At 72.5% G+C, this 15,537-nt stretch carries 15 protein-coding genes; 5 read left to right on the plus strand and 10 right to left on the minus strand.

Going from position 1 to position 15,537, the window contains the following annotated elements; all coding sequences use genetic code 11:
- Positions 1 to 8: 8 nt before the first annotated feature.
- Genes KVF89_RS05995 through KVF89_RS06030 form a run of 8 tightly spaced genes read right to left on the minus strand, consistent with a single transcriptional unit; the run spans position 9 to position 8,957 of the window.
- A complete protein-coding gene (locus KVF89_RS05995; protein ID WP_257424250.1) occupies positions 9 to 1,034 on the minus strand; it encodes a FecCD family ABC transporter permease in 1,026 nt (341 codons plus the stop codon).
- Between the two features lie 51 nt (positions 1,035 to 1,085).
- Positions 1,086 to 1,988 (minus strand): alpha/beta hydrolase, encoded by a 903-nt coding sequence (locus KVF89_RS06000; protein ID WP_257424252.1) that lies wholly within the window; start codon positions 1,986 to 1,988, stop codon positions 1,086 to 1,088.
- A 41-nt stretch (positions 1,989 to 2,029) separates the two neighbouring features.
- Positions 2,030 to 2,920 (minus strand): GNAT family N-acetyltransferase, encoded by an 891-nt coding sequence (locus KVF89_RS06005; RefSeq protein WP_257424253.1) that lies wholly within the window; start codon positions 2,918 to 2,920, stop codon positions 2,030 to 2,032.
- 1 nt (position 2,921) lies between these two features.
- Positions 2,922 to 3,758, minus strand: coding sequence for a hypothetical protein (locus KVF89_RS06010; RefSeq protein WP_257424488.1), 837 nt, complete (start codon positions 3,756 to 3,758; stop codon positions 2,922 to 2,924).
- A 25-nt stretch (positions 3,759 to 3,783) separates the two neighbouring features.
- Positions 3,784 to 5,583, minus strand: a complete 1,800-nt coding sequence (gene metG / locus KVF89_RS06015) for a methionine--tRNA ligase (protein WP_257424255.1) — start codon at positions 5,581 to 5,583, stop codon at positions 3,784 to 3,786.
- Between the two features lie 35 nt (positions 5,584 to 5,618).
- Positions 5,619 to 6,779: an N-acetylmuramoyl-L-alanine amidase gene (locus KVF89_RS06020; RefSeq protein ID WP_257424256.1), complete on the minus strand. Its 1,161-nt coding sequence runs from the start codon at positions 6,777 to 6,779 to the stop codon at positions 5,619 to 5,621.
- Between the two features lie 54 nt (positions 6,780 to 6,833).
- Positions 6,834 to 7,475, minus strand: coding sequence for a mycothiol-dependent nitroreductase Rv2466c family protein (locus KVF89_RS06025; RefSeq protein ID WP_257424258.1), 642 nt, complete (start codon positions 7,473 to 7,475; stop codon positions 6,834 to 6,836).
- A gap of 57 nt (positions 7,476 to 7,532) precedes the next feature.
- Complete coding sequence (locus KVF89_RS06030) at positions 7,533 to 8,957, minus strand: CHAP domain-containing protein (protein ID WP_257424260.1); 1,425 nt, start codon at positions 8,955 to 8,957, stop codon at positions 7,533 to 7,535.
- A 162-nt stretch (positions 8,958 to 9,119) separates the two neighbouring features.
- Between KVF89_RS06030 and pepN the strand changes: the two genes are divergently transcribed.
- A complete protein-coding gene (gene pepN / locus KVF89_RS06035) occupies positions 9,120 to 11,693 on the plus strand; it encodes an aminopeptidase N (RefSeq protein WP_257424262.1) in 2,574 nt (857 codons plus the stop codon).
- Between the two features lie 166 nt (positions 11,694 to 11,859).
- On the opposite strand, the gene KVF89_RS06040 is transcribed toward pepN, so the two are convergent.
- Positions 11,860 to 12,219 carry a DUF5130 family protein gene (locus KVF89_RS06040; RefSeq protein ID WP_257424264.1) on the minus strand — a complete coding sequence of 120 codons (360 nt, stop codon included), beginning with the start codon at positions 12,217 to 12,219 and terminating at the stop codon, positions 11,860 to 11,862.
- Positions 12,220 to 12,228: 9 nt separating this feature from the next.
- On the minus strand, positions 12,229 to 12,609 hold the full coding sequence (locus KVF89_RS06045; protein ID WP_257424266.1) for a hypothetical protein: 381 nt from the start codon (positions 12,607 to 12,609) through the stop codon (positions 12,229 to 12,231).
- 83 nt (positions 12,610 to 12,692) lie between these two features.
- On the opposite strand from KVF89_RS06045, the gene KVF89_RS06050 reads away from it, so the two are divergent.
- From KVF89_RS06050 to KVF89_RS06065, 4 genes are all read left to right on the plus strand, one after another.
- Complete coding sequence (locus KVF89_RS06050) at positions 12,693 to 13,667, plus strand: mechanosensitive ion channel family protein (RefSeq protein WP_257424268.1); 975 nt, start codon at positions 12,693 to 12,695, stop codon at positions 13,665 to 13,667.
- 7 nt (positions 13,668 to 13,674) lie between these two features.
- Positions 13,675 to 14,076 carry a globin gene (locus KVF89_RS06055; RefSeq protein WP_257424270.1) on the plus strand — a complete coding sequence of 134 codons (402 nt, stop codon included), beginning with the start codon at positions 13,675 to 13,677 and terminating at the stop codon, positions 14,074 to 14,076.
- A gap of 137 nt (positions 14,077 to 14,213) precedes the next feature.
- Entirely contained in the window at positions 14,214 to 14,876 is a 663-nt protein-coding gene (locus KVF89_RS06060; protein WP_257424272.1) for a hypothetical protein, read from the plus strand.
- Positions 14,877 to 14,966: 90 nt separating this feature from the next.
- Positions 14,967 to 15,530, plus strand: coding sequence for an RNA polymerase sigma factor (locus tag KVF89_RS06065; RefSeq protein WP_257424273.1), 564 nt, complete (start codon positions 14,967 to 14,969; stop codon positions 15,528 to 15,530).
- Positions 15,531 to 15,537: the final 7 nt, after the last annotated feature.

A 15,537-nucleotide genomic window follows, 5' to 3' on the forward strand; every position in this document is an offset into this window, starting at 1 on the left:
GGCTGGGTTCAGGCCGCGGTGGCCTGGAGGCGACGGACGAGGATCAGCAGGAACGGGGCGCCGACGACCGCGGTGATGATCCCGATCGGGATCTCCTGCGGGGCGAGCAGCACGCGGGCCACGACATCGGCCCAGATCAGGAGGATCGCGCCCATCAGGGCGGCGACCGGGACGGCACGGGTGTGGGCGGCACCGACCGCCCGCCGGGCCAGGTGCGGCACCACGAGGCCGACGAACCCGACGGCGCCGGCGGCCGAGACGACGACGGCCACGCAGAGCGCGACCAGGACGAGCAGGCCGGTGCGGAACCGCTCCGGGGGTACGCCGAGCGCGAGTGCCGTCTCGTCGCCGACCGCGAGCGCGTCCAGCTGCCGGCCGAGCACGGTGAGCACGGCGACGGCGAGGAGCACCACCACGACGGCGACGGCGAGCGGCTGGCCCCAGGCCGCGAGCGCCAGCGAGCCGAGCAGCCAGAACATCACCGACCGGGCGCCCTCGGCGGAGTCCGAGGCGAAGATGAGGAAGCTGGTGACCGCCTGGAGGGCGTAGCCCACCGCGACCCCCGCGAGCAGGAGGCGGGTGGAGGTCACCCGGCCGGCGGAGCGGGCGACGACGTACACGAGCGTGGACGCCGCGATCGCGCCCACGAACGCGCTCGCCGACAGCACGTGCTCACCGAGGCCGAGGGTGACGCCGAACAGGATCGCCGCCGCCGCGCCGGTGGAGGCGCCGGAGCTGACACCGAGGAGGTAGGGGTCGGCCAGCAGGTTGCGCACCATCGCCTGCAGGGCCATTCCGGAGACCGCGAGGCCCGCGCCGACGACGGCGGCGAGCAGGACGCGCGGCAGCCGGACCTCCCAGACGATGGAGTCGCGCGGCGCACTCCAGGTCTGCTCGCCGGGCAGCAGGAACAGGTGGTGTCCCACGACCTGCACGACGCTGCCGAACGGGACGTGGATCGCGCCGAGGGCGGTGCCGGCGACCACGGAGAGGAGGAGGACGGCGAGCAGGCCGGCGGTCCAGCGACGCGCCACCCTCCACCTCCTTGTTGCAATGAGTTTGCAACAAGGAAACTACCGCAGCAGTCAGGGCCGGCGGCGACCGGCCCTGCCCACGTGCATCCGCATCCAGCCGGCGACCTGCCACATCAGCGGCTCGGCCGCGTCGAAGACGTCGGTGTGCCGCCAGAAGCCGTGCACCTGACCGAGGGAGCGGGTGCCGACGACCTCGACCCCGGCCTCGGCGAGCAGCAGCGCCAGGTGCTCCCCCTCGTCGCGCAGCGGGTCGTGCTCGGCGGTGGTGACCAAGGTCGGCGGCAGCGTGCCGAGGGCGTCCGAGCGCAGCGGCGCCAGGTCCGGGTGCTCGAGGTCGGCCGGCGTGGCGGCGTACTGCTGCCAGTACCAGGCGGCCTCCGCCGGGTCGAAGCCCTCGGGGCCGGTCGCATAGGACTCGAAGGCCGCGGTGGGGTCGAGGAACGGGTAGACGAGCGCGACCCCCGTGAACCGGCCCGGGTGCCGCAGCGCCGTGACCAGGGCGAGGTTCCCGCCGGCACTGTCGCCGTGGACGAAGGTGGGCAGCGCGGCCAGCTCGGGCCGGTCGTCCAGCCAGCGCACCGCCGCGGACATGTCGTCGGGCGCGGCCGGGAACCGGTGCTCCGGCGGCCGCCGGTAGTCGACGCTCAGCACGGCCATGCCGCTGAGGTTCGCGAACCGCCGCACGGCGGCGTCGTGCACGTCGATGTCGTTGAACACGAACCCGCCCCCGTGGGCGTGCACCACCACGGCGTCGTATCCCTCGGGGAGGTAGAGGCGGGCGGGCACGCCGCCCGCGTCGACCTCACGCACCTCCGCGACCGCCGGCCGCTCCTGCGCCAGGGCGGCCGCGCGGGCGCGCGCCCGCTCCGCGGCGATGTCGTAGCCGGGGTCGGTCACCGGGAGCTGCCCCGCGGCGTTCGCGGCGGCCTTGCGGGCCTGGGGGTGGAGAGCCATGCCCGCACCCTAGGCCGCCCTACGGCCGCCCTCGCCGGGGATCAGTCGATGTCGACCCGCACGGTGTCGGCGACCGCGACGTAGCCGAGCGCCTGGTAGAGCGCGTTGGAGGTCGGGTTCGCCTGGTCGGTGAACAGGATGACGCGGTCGCCGCGCTCCCGCAGCAGCCGCGAGACCTCGGCGACGGCGGCGCCCGCCCAGCCGCGGCCGCGCTCCTCCCTCGGTGTGTAGACCGGCCCGATCCGGCTGACCCCGAAGGCGGGCGGGTTCGCGCCGGTCAGGTGCACCGGCCGGTCCGCGTCGTCGACCCAGAACCACAGCACGCCCTCGGCGAGCTTGCGCCGCACGTCCTCGATCCCGAACGCCCCCGCCTCGCCGTCGTGGCCGGCAGCGCGACCGGCCTGCTCGTCGGCGTCGACGAAGAACTGCCGCATCCAGGCGAGTGCCTGCTCCGCCTCGTCCTCGCGGACCGCCCGCAGGCGACCCGGCACGGGCCGCGGGTCGACCAGCGCGCCCAGCTCGAACAGGCGGTGGTGCAGCTCCCCGCCCACCGTGCGGGCGGTCGCCTCGGCGAGCGCGGCGGCGAACACGTCCGTCGCCGGCCGCAGCCCGGTGGCCCCACCGACGTCCTCCCCACGAGCCAGGAGCGCGTCGGCCAGCGCCGCCGCGGCGGCGTCGGGCATCGCGAGCAGATAGACGGGGTACGGCGCGAACGGCGCCGTGCGCATCGCGATCCCCGCGAAGCCGCCGTCCGGGGCGGTCACGACCGCGAACCAGCAGTGCGGCAGGTCTCCCCGCCCGTGGTCGCGGATCCGGTGGGCGATGGTGCTGACGACCGTGCTCGTCACCGGGTCGCCGGTGAGCCGCTCCCCGGCGCGTGCCAGGAACTCCGCGGCGTCCTCGGTGAACCAGACGTCGTGCCCGTGACCCATGTCAGCCGCGCTCCAGCTTGTAGTGCAGCCGCATCGCGGTCGCGCCCCACATCCGCAGCTCGTGGTCGGTGCGCAGCACGCCGCGGTCGTCGAGATGGACGTGGAAGGTCTCGTGCACGGGCGCCCGCGAAGCGTGGGTGCGCCCACCGTCCTCGACGACGACGTAGGCGCCGTCGGCACCGAACGGCCCGGGCGGCGAGTCCAGCCGGAAGGAGCCGTCCGGCAGGACCCGCGGCCGGAGGAAGACCTGGACGTTGCCGGACTCCAGCGGGAAGGCGACGTGCACCGACGGCCGGTCGGCACCCGGGAGCGTGCGGACGGAGTAGCAGCCGCTGAAGACGACCTCGCCCGTGGCACGCAGGGCGCGCAGCCAGCCGGCAGCGACCTGGCGGCCGGCGGCGTCGCGGATCACCGACACCCGCGAGTCCATGCCGTGAGCCACGTCGAGCGGCCGCATCGGCAGCGCGAGCTGCTCGACCCGCTTGCCGAAGAGACGGGACACCAGCTCGCCGCCCGGCCAGGCCCAGGGCGCCCACGAGCTCCACACCTCGACCCGCCAGTCGGAGGTGTGCTCGTAGAAGTCCCGGACCTCCGGGGCCAGGTCGACCGCCCGGAACCCGGGACCGTCGAGAGCCGCCATGGACGGCAGCAGGCCGGCGCCGGGCGACTCCTCGTCGACGTACCCGCCCTGACGGTCGGCCTCGGCGGCCAGCCACCCGTCGCGGACGACGGCGCCCGTGCTCGTCGGGGCGCGCAGCCACGGATGCTCGCCGGCGAGGTCGACCGGGCGGCCGAGGGCGCGCCAGAGCTTCCGGCTCCCCAGGTCGAGCAGCGGCATCACGGCTGGTCGTCTCCCCTCCGGCTCAGCCGTCCAGGCGAGCCAGCTCCTCCTCGACGAGCGCGGGGTCGAGCTTCACGAAGACCGGGGTCGGCTTCGCGACGGCACGACCGACCTCGACCGGGTGCCGCCGCCACGAGGGGAAGCCGGTGTAGTCGCCGGTGATGATCGGATAGCTCCGCTCCGGGTCGTCGAGGTCGGTGACGTCCTCGATGACCGGCATGGGGGCGACCGCGCCGGTGCCACCCAGCGCCTTGTCGACCTCGTTGGCCGAGAACGGCAGGAACGGACTGAGCACCAGGTTGAGGTCGGCCACGCACTGTGCCATCACGTGCAGGACCGTGCCGAGACGCTCCGGGTCGTCCTTGATCTTCCAGGGCTCGGAGTCGGACACGTACTTGTTGACGTCCGCGACCGCCCGCATCGCCTCGCCGATGGCCTGCTTCTGGCGGTGGCGGCCGATCAGGTCGCCGACCGTGTCGAAGGCGGCCTCGGTGGCGGCCAGCACGGCCTCGTCCTCCGGCGCCAGCGGGCCGGCGGCCGGGATCTCCCCGAAGTTCTTGGCGATCAGCGTCGCGGTCCGGTTGACCAGGTTGCCCCAGCCGGCGACCAGCTCGTCGTTGGTACGCCGGACGAACTCGGCCCACGTGAAGTCGGAGTCCTGGCTCTCGGGCCCGGCCGCGGCGACGAAGTAGCGGAAGGCGTCGGGCTGGTAGCGGGCGAGCAGGTCGCGGACGTAGATCACGACCTTCTTCGAGGACGAGAACTTCCTGCCCTCCATGGTGAGGAACTCGCTCGAGACCACCTCGGTCGGCAGGTTCAGCTCGCCGTACTCGCGCGGCGTGCCGCCCTTGTCGCCCTTCCCGGCGTAGGCGAGCAGCTCGGCCGGCCAGATCTGGGAGTGGAAGGTGATGTTGTCCTTGCCCATGAAGTAGTAGGACAGGGCCCCCGTCGACGCAGCGTCGTTCCACCAGGCGCGCCAGGCGTCGGGGTCGCCCGTGCGGCGGGCCCACTCGATGGAGGCCGACAGGTAGCCGATGACGGCGTCGAACCAGACGTAGAGCTTCTTGGTCGGGTTGTCCTGCCAGCCCTCGAGCGGGACCGCGATGCCCCAGTCGATGTCGCGGGTCATCGCCCGCGGCCGGATCTCCTCGAGGATGTTCTTCGAGAACCGGATCACGTTGGGCCGCCACAGCCCGGTCGCCTCGCGGCCGTCGAGCCATGCGGTGAGCGCCTCGGCCAGCGCCGGCAGGTCGAGGAAGAAGTGCTGGGTCTCGATGAACTCCGGCTTCTCGCCGTTGATCTTCGAGCGCGGGTCGATCAGGTCGTGCGGGTCCAGCTGGTTGCCGCAGTTGTCGCACTGGTCGCCGCGGGCGCCGTCGTATCCGCAGATCGGGCAGGTGCCCTCGATGTAGCGGTCCGGCAGGGTGCGTCCGGTGGAGGGCGAGATGGCGCCGTACGTCGTCTGCTCGACGAAGTAGCCGTTCTCGTAGACGCCGAGGAAGAGCTCCTGCACGACCGCGTGGTGGTTGCGCGTGGTGGTGCGGGTGTAGAGGTCGTAGCTGACGCCCAGGCCGACGAGATCCTCGACGATCAGGCGGTGGTTCTTGTCGGCCAGCTCCTGGGGGGTCACCCCCGCCTCGTCGGCGGCGATCAGGATCGGCGTCCCGTGCTCGTCGGAGCCCGACACCATGAGGACGTCGCTGCCCGCCATCCGCTGGTACCGGCTGAAGACGTCGGAGGGCACACCGAAGCCGGCCACGTGGCCGATGTGACGGGGGCCGTTCGCGTAGGGCCAGGCGACAGCGGAGAGGACATGCGTCATGACCTGAATCCTAGGGTCGCTCCCGCCACCGGGCGTCAGCGGCGGGCTCTCCGGATCCGGCGGGCGGTGCGCAGCCGGATGTCGGGGAGGGCGTCGTAGAGGTACTGACCGGGGCACTCGGTCTCGTTCGTGTCGCGGTGGCCGTCGATCACGGGCAGCGTCACCCAGGTGTCCGCCGGGTAGAGGTCGCTGCCGTGCGACCTCACGGACGTCGTCGCGAGCGGGTCGCGGTGGTACTTCCGCAGCTTCCAGGCCGCGATCTTCGCGATCCCGGCCAGCACCCTGGGCGTCGGGGCGGCCTCCTGGTAGGAGCCGAGGACGGCGATGCCGACCGAGGTGTGGTTGAACCCGAGCGTGTGCGCGCCGCGGATCTCCCGGTCCGGGTCCCGGCGCCCGGCCCAGATCCGGCCGAACCGGTCGACGAAGAAGTTGTAGCCGACGTCGGACCAGCCGAGGCTCTGCGTGTGGTAGCGGTAGATCGCCCGCAGGATGCGGGGGACATCGCGCCTGCGGTAGTCGTTGCCGGTCGCCGTGTGGTGCACGTGCACCTGCTCGACGGTCTTCACCTTCTTCGGCCGGCCGCTCGCCCAGCGCTCCTTGGCACCCCACGAGCGGCGGCTGCGGACCTTCGGGCGCAGCGACCTGCGCCGTGGGCGGCCTACGTGGCCGTCGTCGTGGCCGTCGTCGCGCGGGTCGTCGCCCGGGTCGACCAGGGTCAGCACCGGGTCTCGCACCGCGCCGGTCACCTCGACCTGGACGCCGTCGCTGTCGCCGACCCACAGCGGCTCGGTCCCCGGACGCGGCCGGCGGCCCTCGACGGTGTCGCGGTCCGGCAGGTCCCGCAGCGCCGGGACGGCCCGCCACGGACCCCACGCACCGCCCACCCCACGGACCCGCACCCGCACCTGACCGGCTCCGGCCGACCAGGTGACGCCGAGCAGCGCGAACCGGTCGGTACGACGGGCGGCGGTCCGCAGCACCGCGCCCCGGGCCGCGACCTGCGGGTCCGGGGTCAGCGCGACGTCGACCGCGCCGCCGGGCCCGCCCCGGTCAGGGCGCAGCCGGAGTCGGGCACCTGCGGTCGCCGGCGCCGCCGCGGCCGGGCCCGGGCGAAGCCCGACGAGCGGCAGCGCCACGACGGCGGCTCCGAGCGTGGCGAGGTCGCGGCGGCGCAGCGAGAGGTCCGAGAAGGTCATGACTCCCGAGCATGCGCCATCACCCCCGGCCGCGCACGGGCCCGGGCCCGCGTGTCAGGAGAAATCGAGGTCGCCGGTGCGCGTCCGCTTGAGCTCGTAGAAGTACGGGAACGACGCGACGGCGACGCAGCCGTCCCACAGCCGCCCGGCCTCCTCGCCCCGCGGGATCTTGGAGAGCACGGGTCCGAAGAAGGCCGATCCGTCGATGTGGATCGTCGGCGTCCCGACGTCGTCGCCGACCGCGTCCATGCCCTCGTGGTGCGAGCGCGCCACCGCGTCGTCGTACGACGCGTCGGTGGCGGCCTCGATCAGGTCGGCCTCGAGCCCGGCCTCGGCCAGCACCTCGGCGATCAGCGCGATCCCGCCGTCCGGCTCCTCGTGGAGCCGGCGGCCGTCGACATGGATCCGCTGCCCGAACGCGTCGTACAGGGGACGCAGGACCTTGTCGCCGTACCGCTGCTGGGCCGCGATCAGGACCCGGACCGGACCCCAGGCCGGGGCCAGGATGGTGCGGTACTCCTCGGGGAGCTCCCTGTCCTTGTTGAGGTAGCCGAGGCTCATGACGTGCCACGCGACCTCGATGTCGCGGACCTGCTCGACCTCGAGGATCCAGCGGGACGAGATCCAGGCGAAGGGGCACAGCGGGTCGAACCAGAAGTCGGCCCGGTGGGGCGCGGGCGCGGAGTTGTCAGCCATGACCGGCCCAACCCCGAGCCGGGCGCGGGCATTCCCCGCGCCCGTTCCGTGGCGGGGTCAGGAGACGTCGACCGTGCCGGTCACCTTCGGCGACCGGGGCACGACCGCCGAGCCCAGGTAGCGCACGCGCACCGCCTTCGTGCCCCGCGCCATCGGCACCTTGACCTTCACGAGCCCGTCGCGGAGGCGGACCTCGCCCTTCCACGACCCGATCCGGACCAGCACCTTGCCCGTGACCGGCAGCTTCCCCGCTGCGGTCACGCGCACCTTGGCGATGGCCCGCCCGTTCTTCGACTTGGTCTTGAGGGTGACGACCGCCGCACTGGTCACCCGCGGCGTCGCGGGCAGGGTCTCCGTGTGGGCGAGGAACTGCGGCTTCGCGCCGGTGACCTGCACCGACACCGACGTGCCGACGTCCTCGGCCGCGAGCTGGTACGTCGCCCCGGTGGCGCCCGCGACGGGGGCACCATCGCGCAGCCACTGGTAGCTCACCGCCGCGTCCAGCTGGTCGTAGGCGCCGGGGGTCACCGTCAGCAGCTGGCCGAGCTCCGGCGTACCGCTCATCGTCGCCGGGGCCGTCGGGTGGACCACGCCGGCGACGACGGGCCCGACGTCGTAGAACGGCGAGACGTAGGTCGTGTACCCCTCCTGCTTCGCCACCACGCGGAGGCTGATCTGCTTCCCCACCAGGTCCGGGGTCAGCGCCAGGCTGGACGTGATGTTGTCGGCGATCCGGACGCCGTCGGCGAACCAGCGCCACCGGTTCTCGGCGGGCACCGGGGACCAGCTGCCCGCGGTCGCGCTGACCGTCGTGTCGACCACCAGCGGCCCGTTGACGACGGGGGCGCCGGTCTGGGTGAACACCGGGTCGGTCGGGGTCGGCGTCGGGGTCGGAGTCGGGGTCGGAGTCGGGGTGGTCGGGCGGTCGACGAAGTGGATGAAGCCGGTCGGCCACCGCCCGCTGGCCCGGGTGATCGAGCGCCAGTGGAAGGTGCCGCCCCACGAGTCCTCGGAGACGATGATCTCGTCCGGTGACACCACCCGCTCGACGTAGGCGAGATGGCCCGCGGAGCCCGATCCGTTCGAGTACTTGCCCCACCACGCGATGGCGCCGACGTTCGGCGTCTGGTCGGTGATGGAGCTCATGTACTTGCCCCACTCGCTCGCGTTGCCGCCGCCGGTCCAGGGACGCTTGTTGGGCATCCCGGCCCGGATCATCCGGTAGGCCGCGTAGTTGGTGCAGTTGTGACCGGCGTACATCTGCCAGTACATCGTGCCGTTGGCGGCGCCGTAGCCCGCGTCGGAGTAGCCCGCCTGGTTGCAGGCGGCGTAGCCGCTGCACAGGTAGGTGGTGCCGGCCGATGGGATCACCGGTTCCGCGGTGGTGGTGGTCGAGGGACCGGCGAGGACGAGGTACGACGCCAACAGCGTGCTGGCAGCGGTCGTGGTCCCCCAGCGCGCGGTCCGGCCTGGAGTGCGCATGCTGAACACCATCGGGCACAACCGCCCCAGAACGCAACAAAAGTCCCGAAAATCTCACCAGTCACTGGCGTGTCGCGTTGACATTTGCGAGTTACATCGCTGTAGTTCGCGCCTTGCCTGAGGATTGTCGGACAACTTCGCGCGGATGCGAGGATGACCCCCATGCCCGGCACCAACCTCACCCGCGACGAGGCGGCTACCCGCGCCGCCCTCGTCGACGTGACGTCCTACGTGATCGACCTCGACCTCTCCGGCGCGACGGAGGAGGGCGTGACGACCTTCGGGTCGACCACCACGCTGACCTTCACCTGCCGCCAGCCCGGATCGGCCACCTTCGCCGACCTGGTCGACGCGACCATCCACGAGCTCACCCTCAACGGCGCGCCGCTCGACCCCGCCACGGCGTACGCCGACAGCAGGATCGCGCTGCCCGACCTCCAGGCCGAGAACGTGCTGGTCGTCAAGGCCGACTGCACCTACTCCCACACGGGCGAGGGCCTGCACCACTTCATCGACCCGGCCGACGGCCGGGTCTACCTCTACTCGCAGTTCGAGGTCCCCGACGCCCGCCGCGTCTACACGACCTTCGAGCAGCCCGACCTCAAGGCGCCGTTCACGTTCAACGTGACCGCTCCCGCCCACTGGAAGGTCGTCTCCAACGCGGCGACCCCGGAGCCGGCGCCCGTGCGCGACGGCGTCGCGATCTGGAACTTCCCGGCGACCAAGCCGATGTCGACCTACATCACCGCGATCGTCGCCGGCGACTACTACGAGATCCAGGACGTCTACGAGGGCGCCCACGGAACCATCCCGCTCGGCCACTACAGCCGCCAGTCGCTCAAGGAATACCTCGAGCGCGACCGCGACGAGATCGTCACCCTGACCAAGCAGGGCTTCGCCTTCTTCGAGGAGGCCTTCGGCTACCCGTACCCGTTCGGCAAGTACGACCAGCTCTACGTGCCGGAGTACAACATGGGCGCGATGGAGAACGCCGGCGCGGTGACCCTGCGCGACGAGTACCTCCCCCGCTCCCGCCAGCCGCGCTCGTTCTACGAGTTCCGCGCCTCGGTGATCCTGCACGAGATGGCCCACATGTGGTTCGGCGATCTCGTCACCATGAAGTGGTGGGACGACCTGTGGCTCAACGAGTCCTTCGCGGAGTGGGCCTGCTACCACGCCGAGGCGCTCGCGACGTCGTACGACGACGCGTGGACCGGCTTCACGAACGCCCGCAAGCAGACCGGCTACCGCGCCGACTCGCTGCCCTCGACGCACCCGATCGCGGCCGACAACGTCGACCTGCACGCGGTCGAGGTCAACTTCGACATGATCACCTACGCCAAGGGCGCGGCGGTGCTCAAGCAGCTCGTCGCCTGGGTGGGCCTCGACCCGTTCCTGGCCGGGCTCAAGCAGTACTTCCACGACCACGCGTTCGGCAACACCGAGTTCTCCGACCTGCTGACCGCGCTCGAGAAGGCGTCGGGCCGCGAGCTGACCGGCTGGGCCCAGGAGTGGCTGCAGACCGCCGGCACCAACACCCTCTCCCCCGCCTTCGAGCTGGCCGCCGACGGCACCTACGCGTCGTTCGCGGTCAACCAGGCGGCGCCGGCGGATCACCCGACGCTGCGGCGTCACCGGGTCGGCATCGGCTTCTACAACAGCTCGGACACCGGGCGCCTGGTGCGCACCGACTACGTCGAGGTCGACATCGAGGGCGGCCGCACCGAGCTCGCCGAGCTGGTCGGCAAGGCCCAGCCCGAGCTGCTCCTGCTCAACGACCAGGACCTGGCGTTCGCCAAGATCCGCCTCGACGAGCGTTCCCGGGCGACCGCCGTCGCGCGCCTCTCCGACCTCGACGACTCGCTCGCCCGGGCCCTGGTCTGGAGCGCCGCGTGGGACATGACCCGCGACGCCGAGCTCGCCGCCACCGACTTCGTCGAGCTGGTGCTCGGCAACATCGGCAGCGAGACCGACGCCTGGGGCGTCAGCCGGATCCCGGCGTACGCCGCCCAGGCCGTCGCCGTCTACAGCGACCCGGCCGGCCGCTCCGCACTGGCCGCCCGCTGGGAGCAGGGCCTGCGCGACCTGCTCGCCGCGGCCGAGCCCGGCACCGACCACCAGCTCACCTTCGCCCGCGCCTACGCCGCGGCCGCGGCCAGCGAGACGGCGGTCAACGAGGTGGAGGGGCTGCTCGACGGCTCGCTGACCTTCGACGGCCTCGCGGTCGACCAGGACCTGCGCTGGACGCTCCTGAGCGCACTGGCCCGCGTCGGTCGCGCCGACGACGCGCGGATCGACGCGGAGCTGGCCGCCGACAACACCATCTCCGGGCAGGAGAAGTCCGCCGCCGTCCGCGCCGCCCAGGGCACCGCCGACGCCAAGGAGCGCGCCTGGACCCAGGCGCTGCTCGACCCGTCCGTGCCCAACGAGACCCAGCGCAGCGTCGTCTTCGCGTTCTGGCAGTCCGGCCAGGACGACGTCCTGGCGCCGTACGTCGAGCGCTATCTCGCCGAGGTCGCCGGCGCCTGGGAGCGACTCGGCAGCCACAAGGCGTCGGTCGCGCTGGAGCACATCTTCCCGCGGTTGATCGCCACGCAGGCGACGCTCGACACCGTCGACGCCTGGCTGGCCACGCACGCCGAGACGGTCAACCCCGGCGCCATTCGCTACGTCCGCGAGGGCCGGGCCGACGTGGCCCGCGCACTCGCCGCCCAGGCCACCGACGCCGCCCGCTAGCCCGACCCGGCGCAGATTGAGGCCGGAAACGCGCCGACCCGGCGCAGATTGAATGATCCGAATTCAATCTGCGCCGGGTCGGCGCTTTGCGCAGTTCAATCTGCGCCGGGTCGGCGCTTTGCGCAGTTCAATCTGCGCCGGGTCGGCGGCGCAGGGGCCGGCCGGGTCAGTCCTTGGCGAGCTCGCCGAGGAGCTCGATGCCGCGGGTCAGCCCACCGGCGAGGTCACCGGACGCGAACGACTCGGTCATCGCGGCGACGGCCTGGTCCGACTCCTCGTCCGTGAGCCGCTCACGGGTGTGACCGCCCGTGACGATCTCGACCACGCGGCGCTCGGGATCGACCATGATCAGGATGCTGCGCGCGGGCAGCACGAGCGTGTTGTGCAGACTGGTCGCGAAGTCCCTCGGGTTCCCGCTCGCGGAGCCCACGAACACCGAGATCTCGGCTCGGCACGCCTGCTCGGCGGTGCGGATGGTGACATCGAGGGCAGCGCGCTCGGTGGCGCTCAGCGTGGGGGTGCTCATGGCGGCGGACTACCAGCTGCCGCCGGCGCCGCCGGCCTTGGAGTCCTCGGAGTCGGGGGCCGCCAGCTCACCGGCCGCCTTGCGCGGACCGCCGAGCCACTGGTTCTCGGTCTCGAGCGCACTGATGCCGAGGTTCTCGCCGCGGGCGAGTGCCGGGGCGACGTAGAGCAGCGTGATGACCACGAACACCAGCAGCGGGACACCGCCGAGGTAGAGCCAGGCGTTGAGGACGTCGATGTCGGGCTTGGGCTCCCAGCTGGCCGCACCGTTGCCCGGGCGCGGCTCCGGGGTGTCGGCCGAGGCGGAGCCCGCTCCGGCGACGACGAGCAGGGCGCTCACCCCGACGAGGGAGCACACGGCGATCAGGCGGCGTACGGCAGTGCTGGTCACGAGGAGGATGCTATCGGCTCCCGATCCCGCGTGGAGGGGTGGTGTCCCCGGCGGCTGTCAGGCGGCTTTGGGACACTGGGCGGATGGAAAGCCCCTGCGCCGATGGAGAGACCGTCTGCGACCTGGCCTGGGACGTGACCGGGAACCGTCGCCTGTCCGAGTGGTCCGACGTCCTCATCGGGACACCGCTCGCCATCATCGGCCTGATCCTGCTCGGCCTGGTGATCCGCTGGCTGCTGCACCGGGTCGTCGGCCGGCTCGCCCGGCGCGCCGAGCGAGGCGTGCTCCCCGAGCGGGTGGAGAGTGCCGTCGCGGCGCGGCGCAAGCAGCGGGCCGCCACCATGAGCGGCGTCCTGAAGAGCATCATCACGTTCGTCATCGTCGCGATCGTCGGGACGATGGTGCTCAGCGAGGTCGGCGTCGACATCGCCCCGATCATCGCCAGCGCCGGCATCATCGGCATCGCACTCGGCTTCGGCGCGCAGTCGCTGGTCAAGGACTTCCTCGCGGGCATCTTCATCTTCATCGAGGACCAGTACGGCGTGGGCGACGTCGTCGACGTCGGCGACGCCAACGGCACCGTCGAGCTGGTCACGCTGCGGATGACCCGGCTGCGCGACATCAACGGCACGGTCTGGTACGTCCCCAACGGGGAGATCGTCCGGGTCGGCAACAAGAGCCAGAACTGGTCGCGCGCGGTGGTCGACATCGGCGTCGGGTACGCCGAGGACCTGGCCCGCGTGCAGCGCGTACTGCGCGAGGTCGCCCACGACCTGTGGCAGGACGACGAGTTCAGTCACGTGATCATCGAGGAGCCGGAGGTGACCGGCGTCGAGATGCTCGCCCCCGACTCGGTGACGCTGCGGGTGATGGTCAAGACCGCCCCGCTCGAGCAGTGGGCCGTCGCCCGGGCGCTGCGCCAGCGGATCAAGGCACGCTTCGACCACGAGGGCATCGAGATCCCGTTCGCCCAGCGGGTCGTCTGGCACCGCGAGGACCGCCGGCACCTCGACCAGGAGCCGGGGGCGACGCCGGCCGCCTCGGGCCACGAGGGATGATGGCTGCATGACCACGGGACCCCGGACGAGCGAGGAGACGAGCTTCTACGAGGAGATCGGCGGGTTCGAGACCTTCCGGCGGATCGTGGCGACCTTCTACGAGGGCGTGGCCGCCGACGACGTGCTCCGTGCGATGTACCCCGAGGAGGACCTCGGTCCCGCCGAGGAGCGCTTCCTGCTCTTCCTCGTGCAGTACTGGGGCGGCCCGACGACGTACTCCGAGAACCGCGGGCACCCGCGCCTGCGGATGCGGCACGCCCCGTTCGAGGTGAACACGGACGCGCGGGACCGCTGGCTGAAGCACTTCCGCGCGGGCCTCGACAGCGTCGACCTCACCCCGGAGCAGGACGCCCGGTTCTGGGAGTACGTCACCCACGCGGCCACCTTCATGGTGAACACCCCCGGCTGAGCCGCTCCCTCCGCGAACTTTCTCCGCGCTGATGTAACACCTCGCCGGCGCGGCGACATGTTCCGGTTGAGAGCGGTCCCCGATCCGGGTGGGGACCGAGATCGCCGCCGCATCCCCCCGCACCAGCAGAGCAGGCCATGATCCGCAAGCGCCCGACCGAGCGCCTCCGCGTCGACGTACCGACGCTGGAGCCGGACCCGACGTTCCTCGGCATGCTCACCCACCTGAGTGCCGGCTCGCAGGCGGCGAACCCCCGATCGACTCGGTCGGCCGGACTCCGTGCGGTCGTCGCGACCGGCTTCGTCGCCGTCATCGCGACCGCCACCTGGGCAGCGGGCATCCCCACCGGCGGCGGGAGCCCACACTCCCCCGCCGACAGCCCGTCCCGGATCGGACCGTCCGGCACACCGAGTCCCGGAGACGTCGGAACCCCACACTCCGACGTAGCCACGCCCGGCAGTCCCCTGTCCCCGGGGCTGCCGGGCACCTCCACGTCCTCCACGCCCGACCGCGCCACCGATCCGGGCGGCGCCGGCGCGGAGAAGGGCCGCGGCGACGGGACCGGCCAAGGCACCCCGGGCGGCCGGGACGGCCAGGCCACCCCGGGCAACGGCAAGGCGAAGGGCAAGGGCGCGTCGCAGGGATCCCACGGCAAGGCCAAGGGCCATCAGAAGGACAAGGCGCGCGGCGAGGCGAAGGGCCACGATCGAGAGCCCGGCGAGGGTGCCTCACCCGGCGGCCCGGTCGACGGCCCGAGGGGCCCGAACGGCGTGGGCGACCAGCAGCGCCCGACGCACTGATCGAGCGCAAATGTCCCGCTTCAGGCTCGCGGGCGGGACAATGGGACGCGTGGTCCGGGGAGAGGTCCGGACCTTGCCAGGACAACAGGGGTGGGGACACGTCCGGTGCGGGCCGACGACGAGCTCGTCACTGCTGCGAAGCGCGGTGACTCCACAGCGTGGCGCGAGCTCTATCGCGCGCACGCGGGTCGGCTGCTGCTGTGGCTCGAGGCCCGCTCCTCGCCCGGCGGCGAGGCCCCCGACGACATCGCCGCCGCGGCCTGGCTGGTCGCGGCCGAGCGGATCGCCGACTTCACCGGGAGCTCGTCGGACTTCGGTGGCTGGCTGTTCGGCATCGCGCGCAAGCACGCGGCCAATGCGTCGCGTCGCACGGCCACCCGAATCCGGGGGCTCGACACTCTCGCCGCCGACGCGGAGCGGCCCGCCCCCGGGCCCGAGACCGGTCTCCTCGCCGACGAGTGGGTACGACAGGCGCTGGCGGTGCTGCCGCCGCGGGAGCGCGATGTCATCGCCTGCACCGAGGTGCTCGACCTCGACGTGAGCCAGACGGCCGCGGCTCTGGGCATGACCGCCGTCGCGGTCCGGGTCGCCCGGCACCGTGGGCTCAAGCGGCTGCGGGCGCGGCTCGGCGGCACCTCCCCGGACACCGGTTAGAACAGGT

Origin of the sequence: Nocardioides carbamazepini (genome assembly GCF_024614185.1) — a bacterium.
GTDB lineage: Bacteria > Actinomycetota > Actinomycetes > Propionibacteriales > Nocardioidaceae > Nocardioides > Nocardioides carbamazepini.

Bases quoted from the DNA above. Each gene is read 5' to 3' on its own strand.
- KVF89_RS06000 (WP_257424252.1), bottom strand. From the start codon at position 1,988: ATGGCTCTCCACCCCCAGGCCCGCAAGGCCGCCGCGAACGCCGCGGGG.
- KVF89_RS06005 (WP_257424253.1), bottom strand. From the start codon at position 2,920: ATGGGTCACGGGCACGACGTCTGGTTCACCGAGGACGCCGCGGAGTTC.
- KVF89_RS06010 (WP_257424488.1), bottom strand. From the start codon at position 3,758: ATGCCGCTGCTCGACCTGGGGAGCCGGAAGCTCTGGCGCGCCCTCGGC.
- metG (WP_257424255.1), bottom strand. From the start codon at position 5,583: ATGACGCATGTCCTCTCCGCTGTCGCCTGGCCCTACGCGAACGGCCCC.
- KVF89_RS06020 (WP_257424256.1), bottom strand. From the start codon at position 6,779: ATGACCTTCTCGGACCTCTCGCTGCGCCGCCGCGACCTCGCCACGCTC.
- KVF89_RS06025 (WP_257424258.1), bottom strand. From the start codon at position 7,475: ATGGCTGACAACTCCGCGCCCGCGCCCCACCGGGCCGACTTCTGGTTC.
- KVF89_RS06030 (WP_257424260.1), bottom strand. From the start codon at position 8,957: ATGCGCACTCCAGGCCGGACCGCGCGCTGGGGGACCACGACCGCTGCC.
- pepN (WP_257424262.1), top strand. From the start codon at position 9,120: ATGCCCGGCACCAACCTCACCCGCGACGAGGCGGCTACCCGCGCCGCC.
- KVF89_RS06040 (WP_257424264.1), bottom strand. From the start codon at position 12,219: ATGAGCACCCCCACGCTGAGCGCCACCGAGCGCGCTGCCCTCGATGTC.
- KVF89_RS06050 (WP_257424268.1), top strand. From the start codon at position 12,693: ATGGAAAGCCCCTGCGCCGATGGAGAGACCGTCTGCGACCTGGCCTGG.
- KVF89_RS06055 (WP_257424270.1), top strand. From the start codon at position 13,675: ATGACCACGGGACCCCGGACGAGCGAGGAGACGAGCTTCTACGAGGAG.
- KVF89_RS06060 (WP_257424272.1), top strand. From the start codon at position 14,214: ATGATCCGCAAGCGCCCGACCGAGCGCCTCCGCGTCGACGTACCGACG.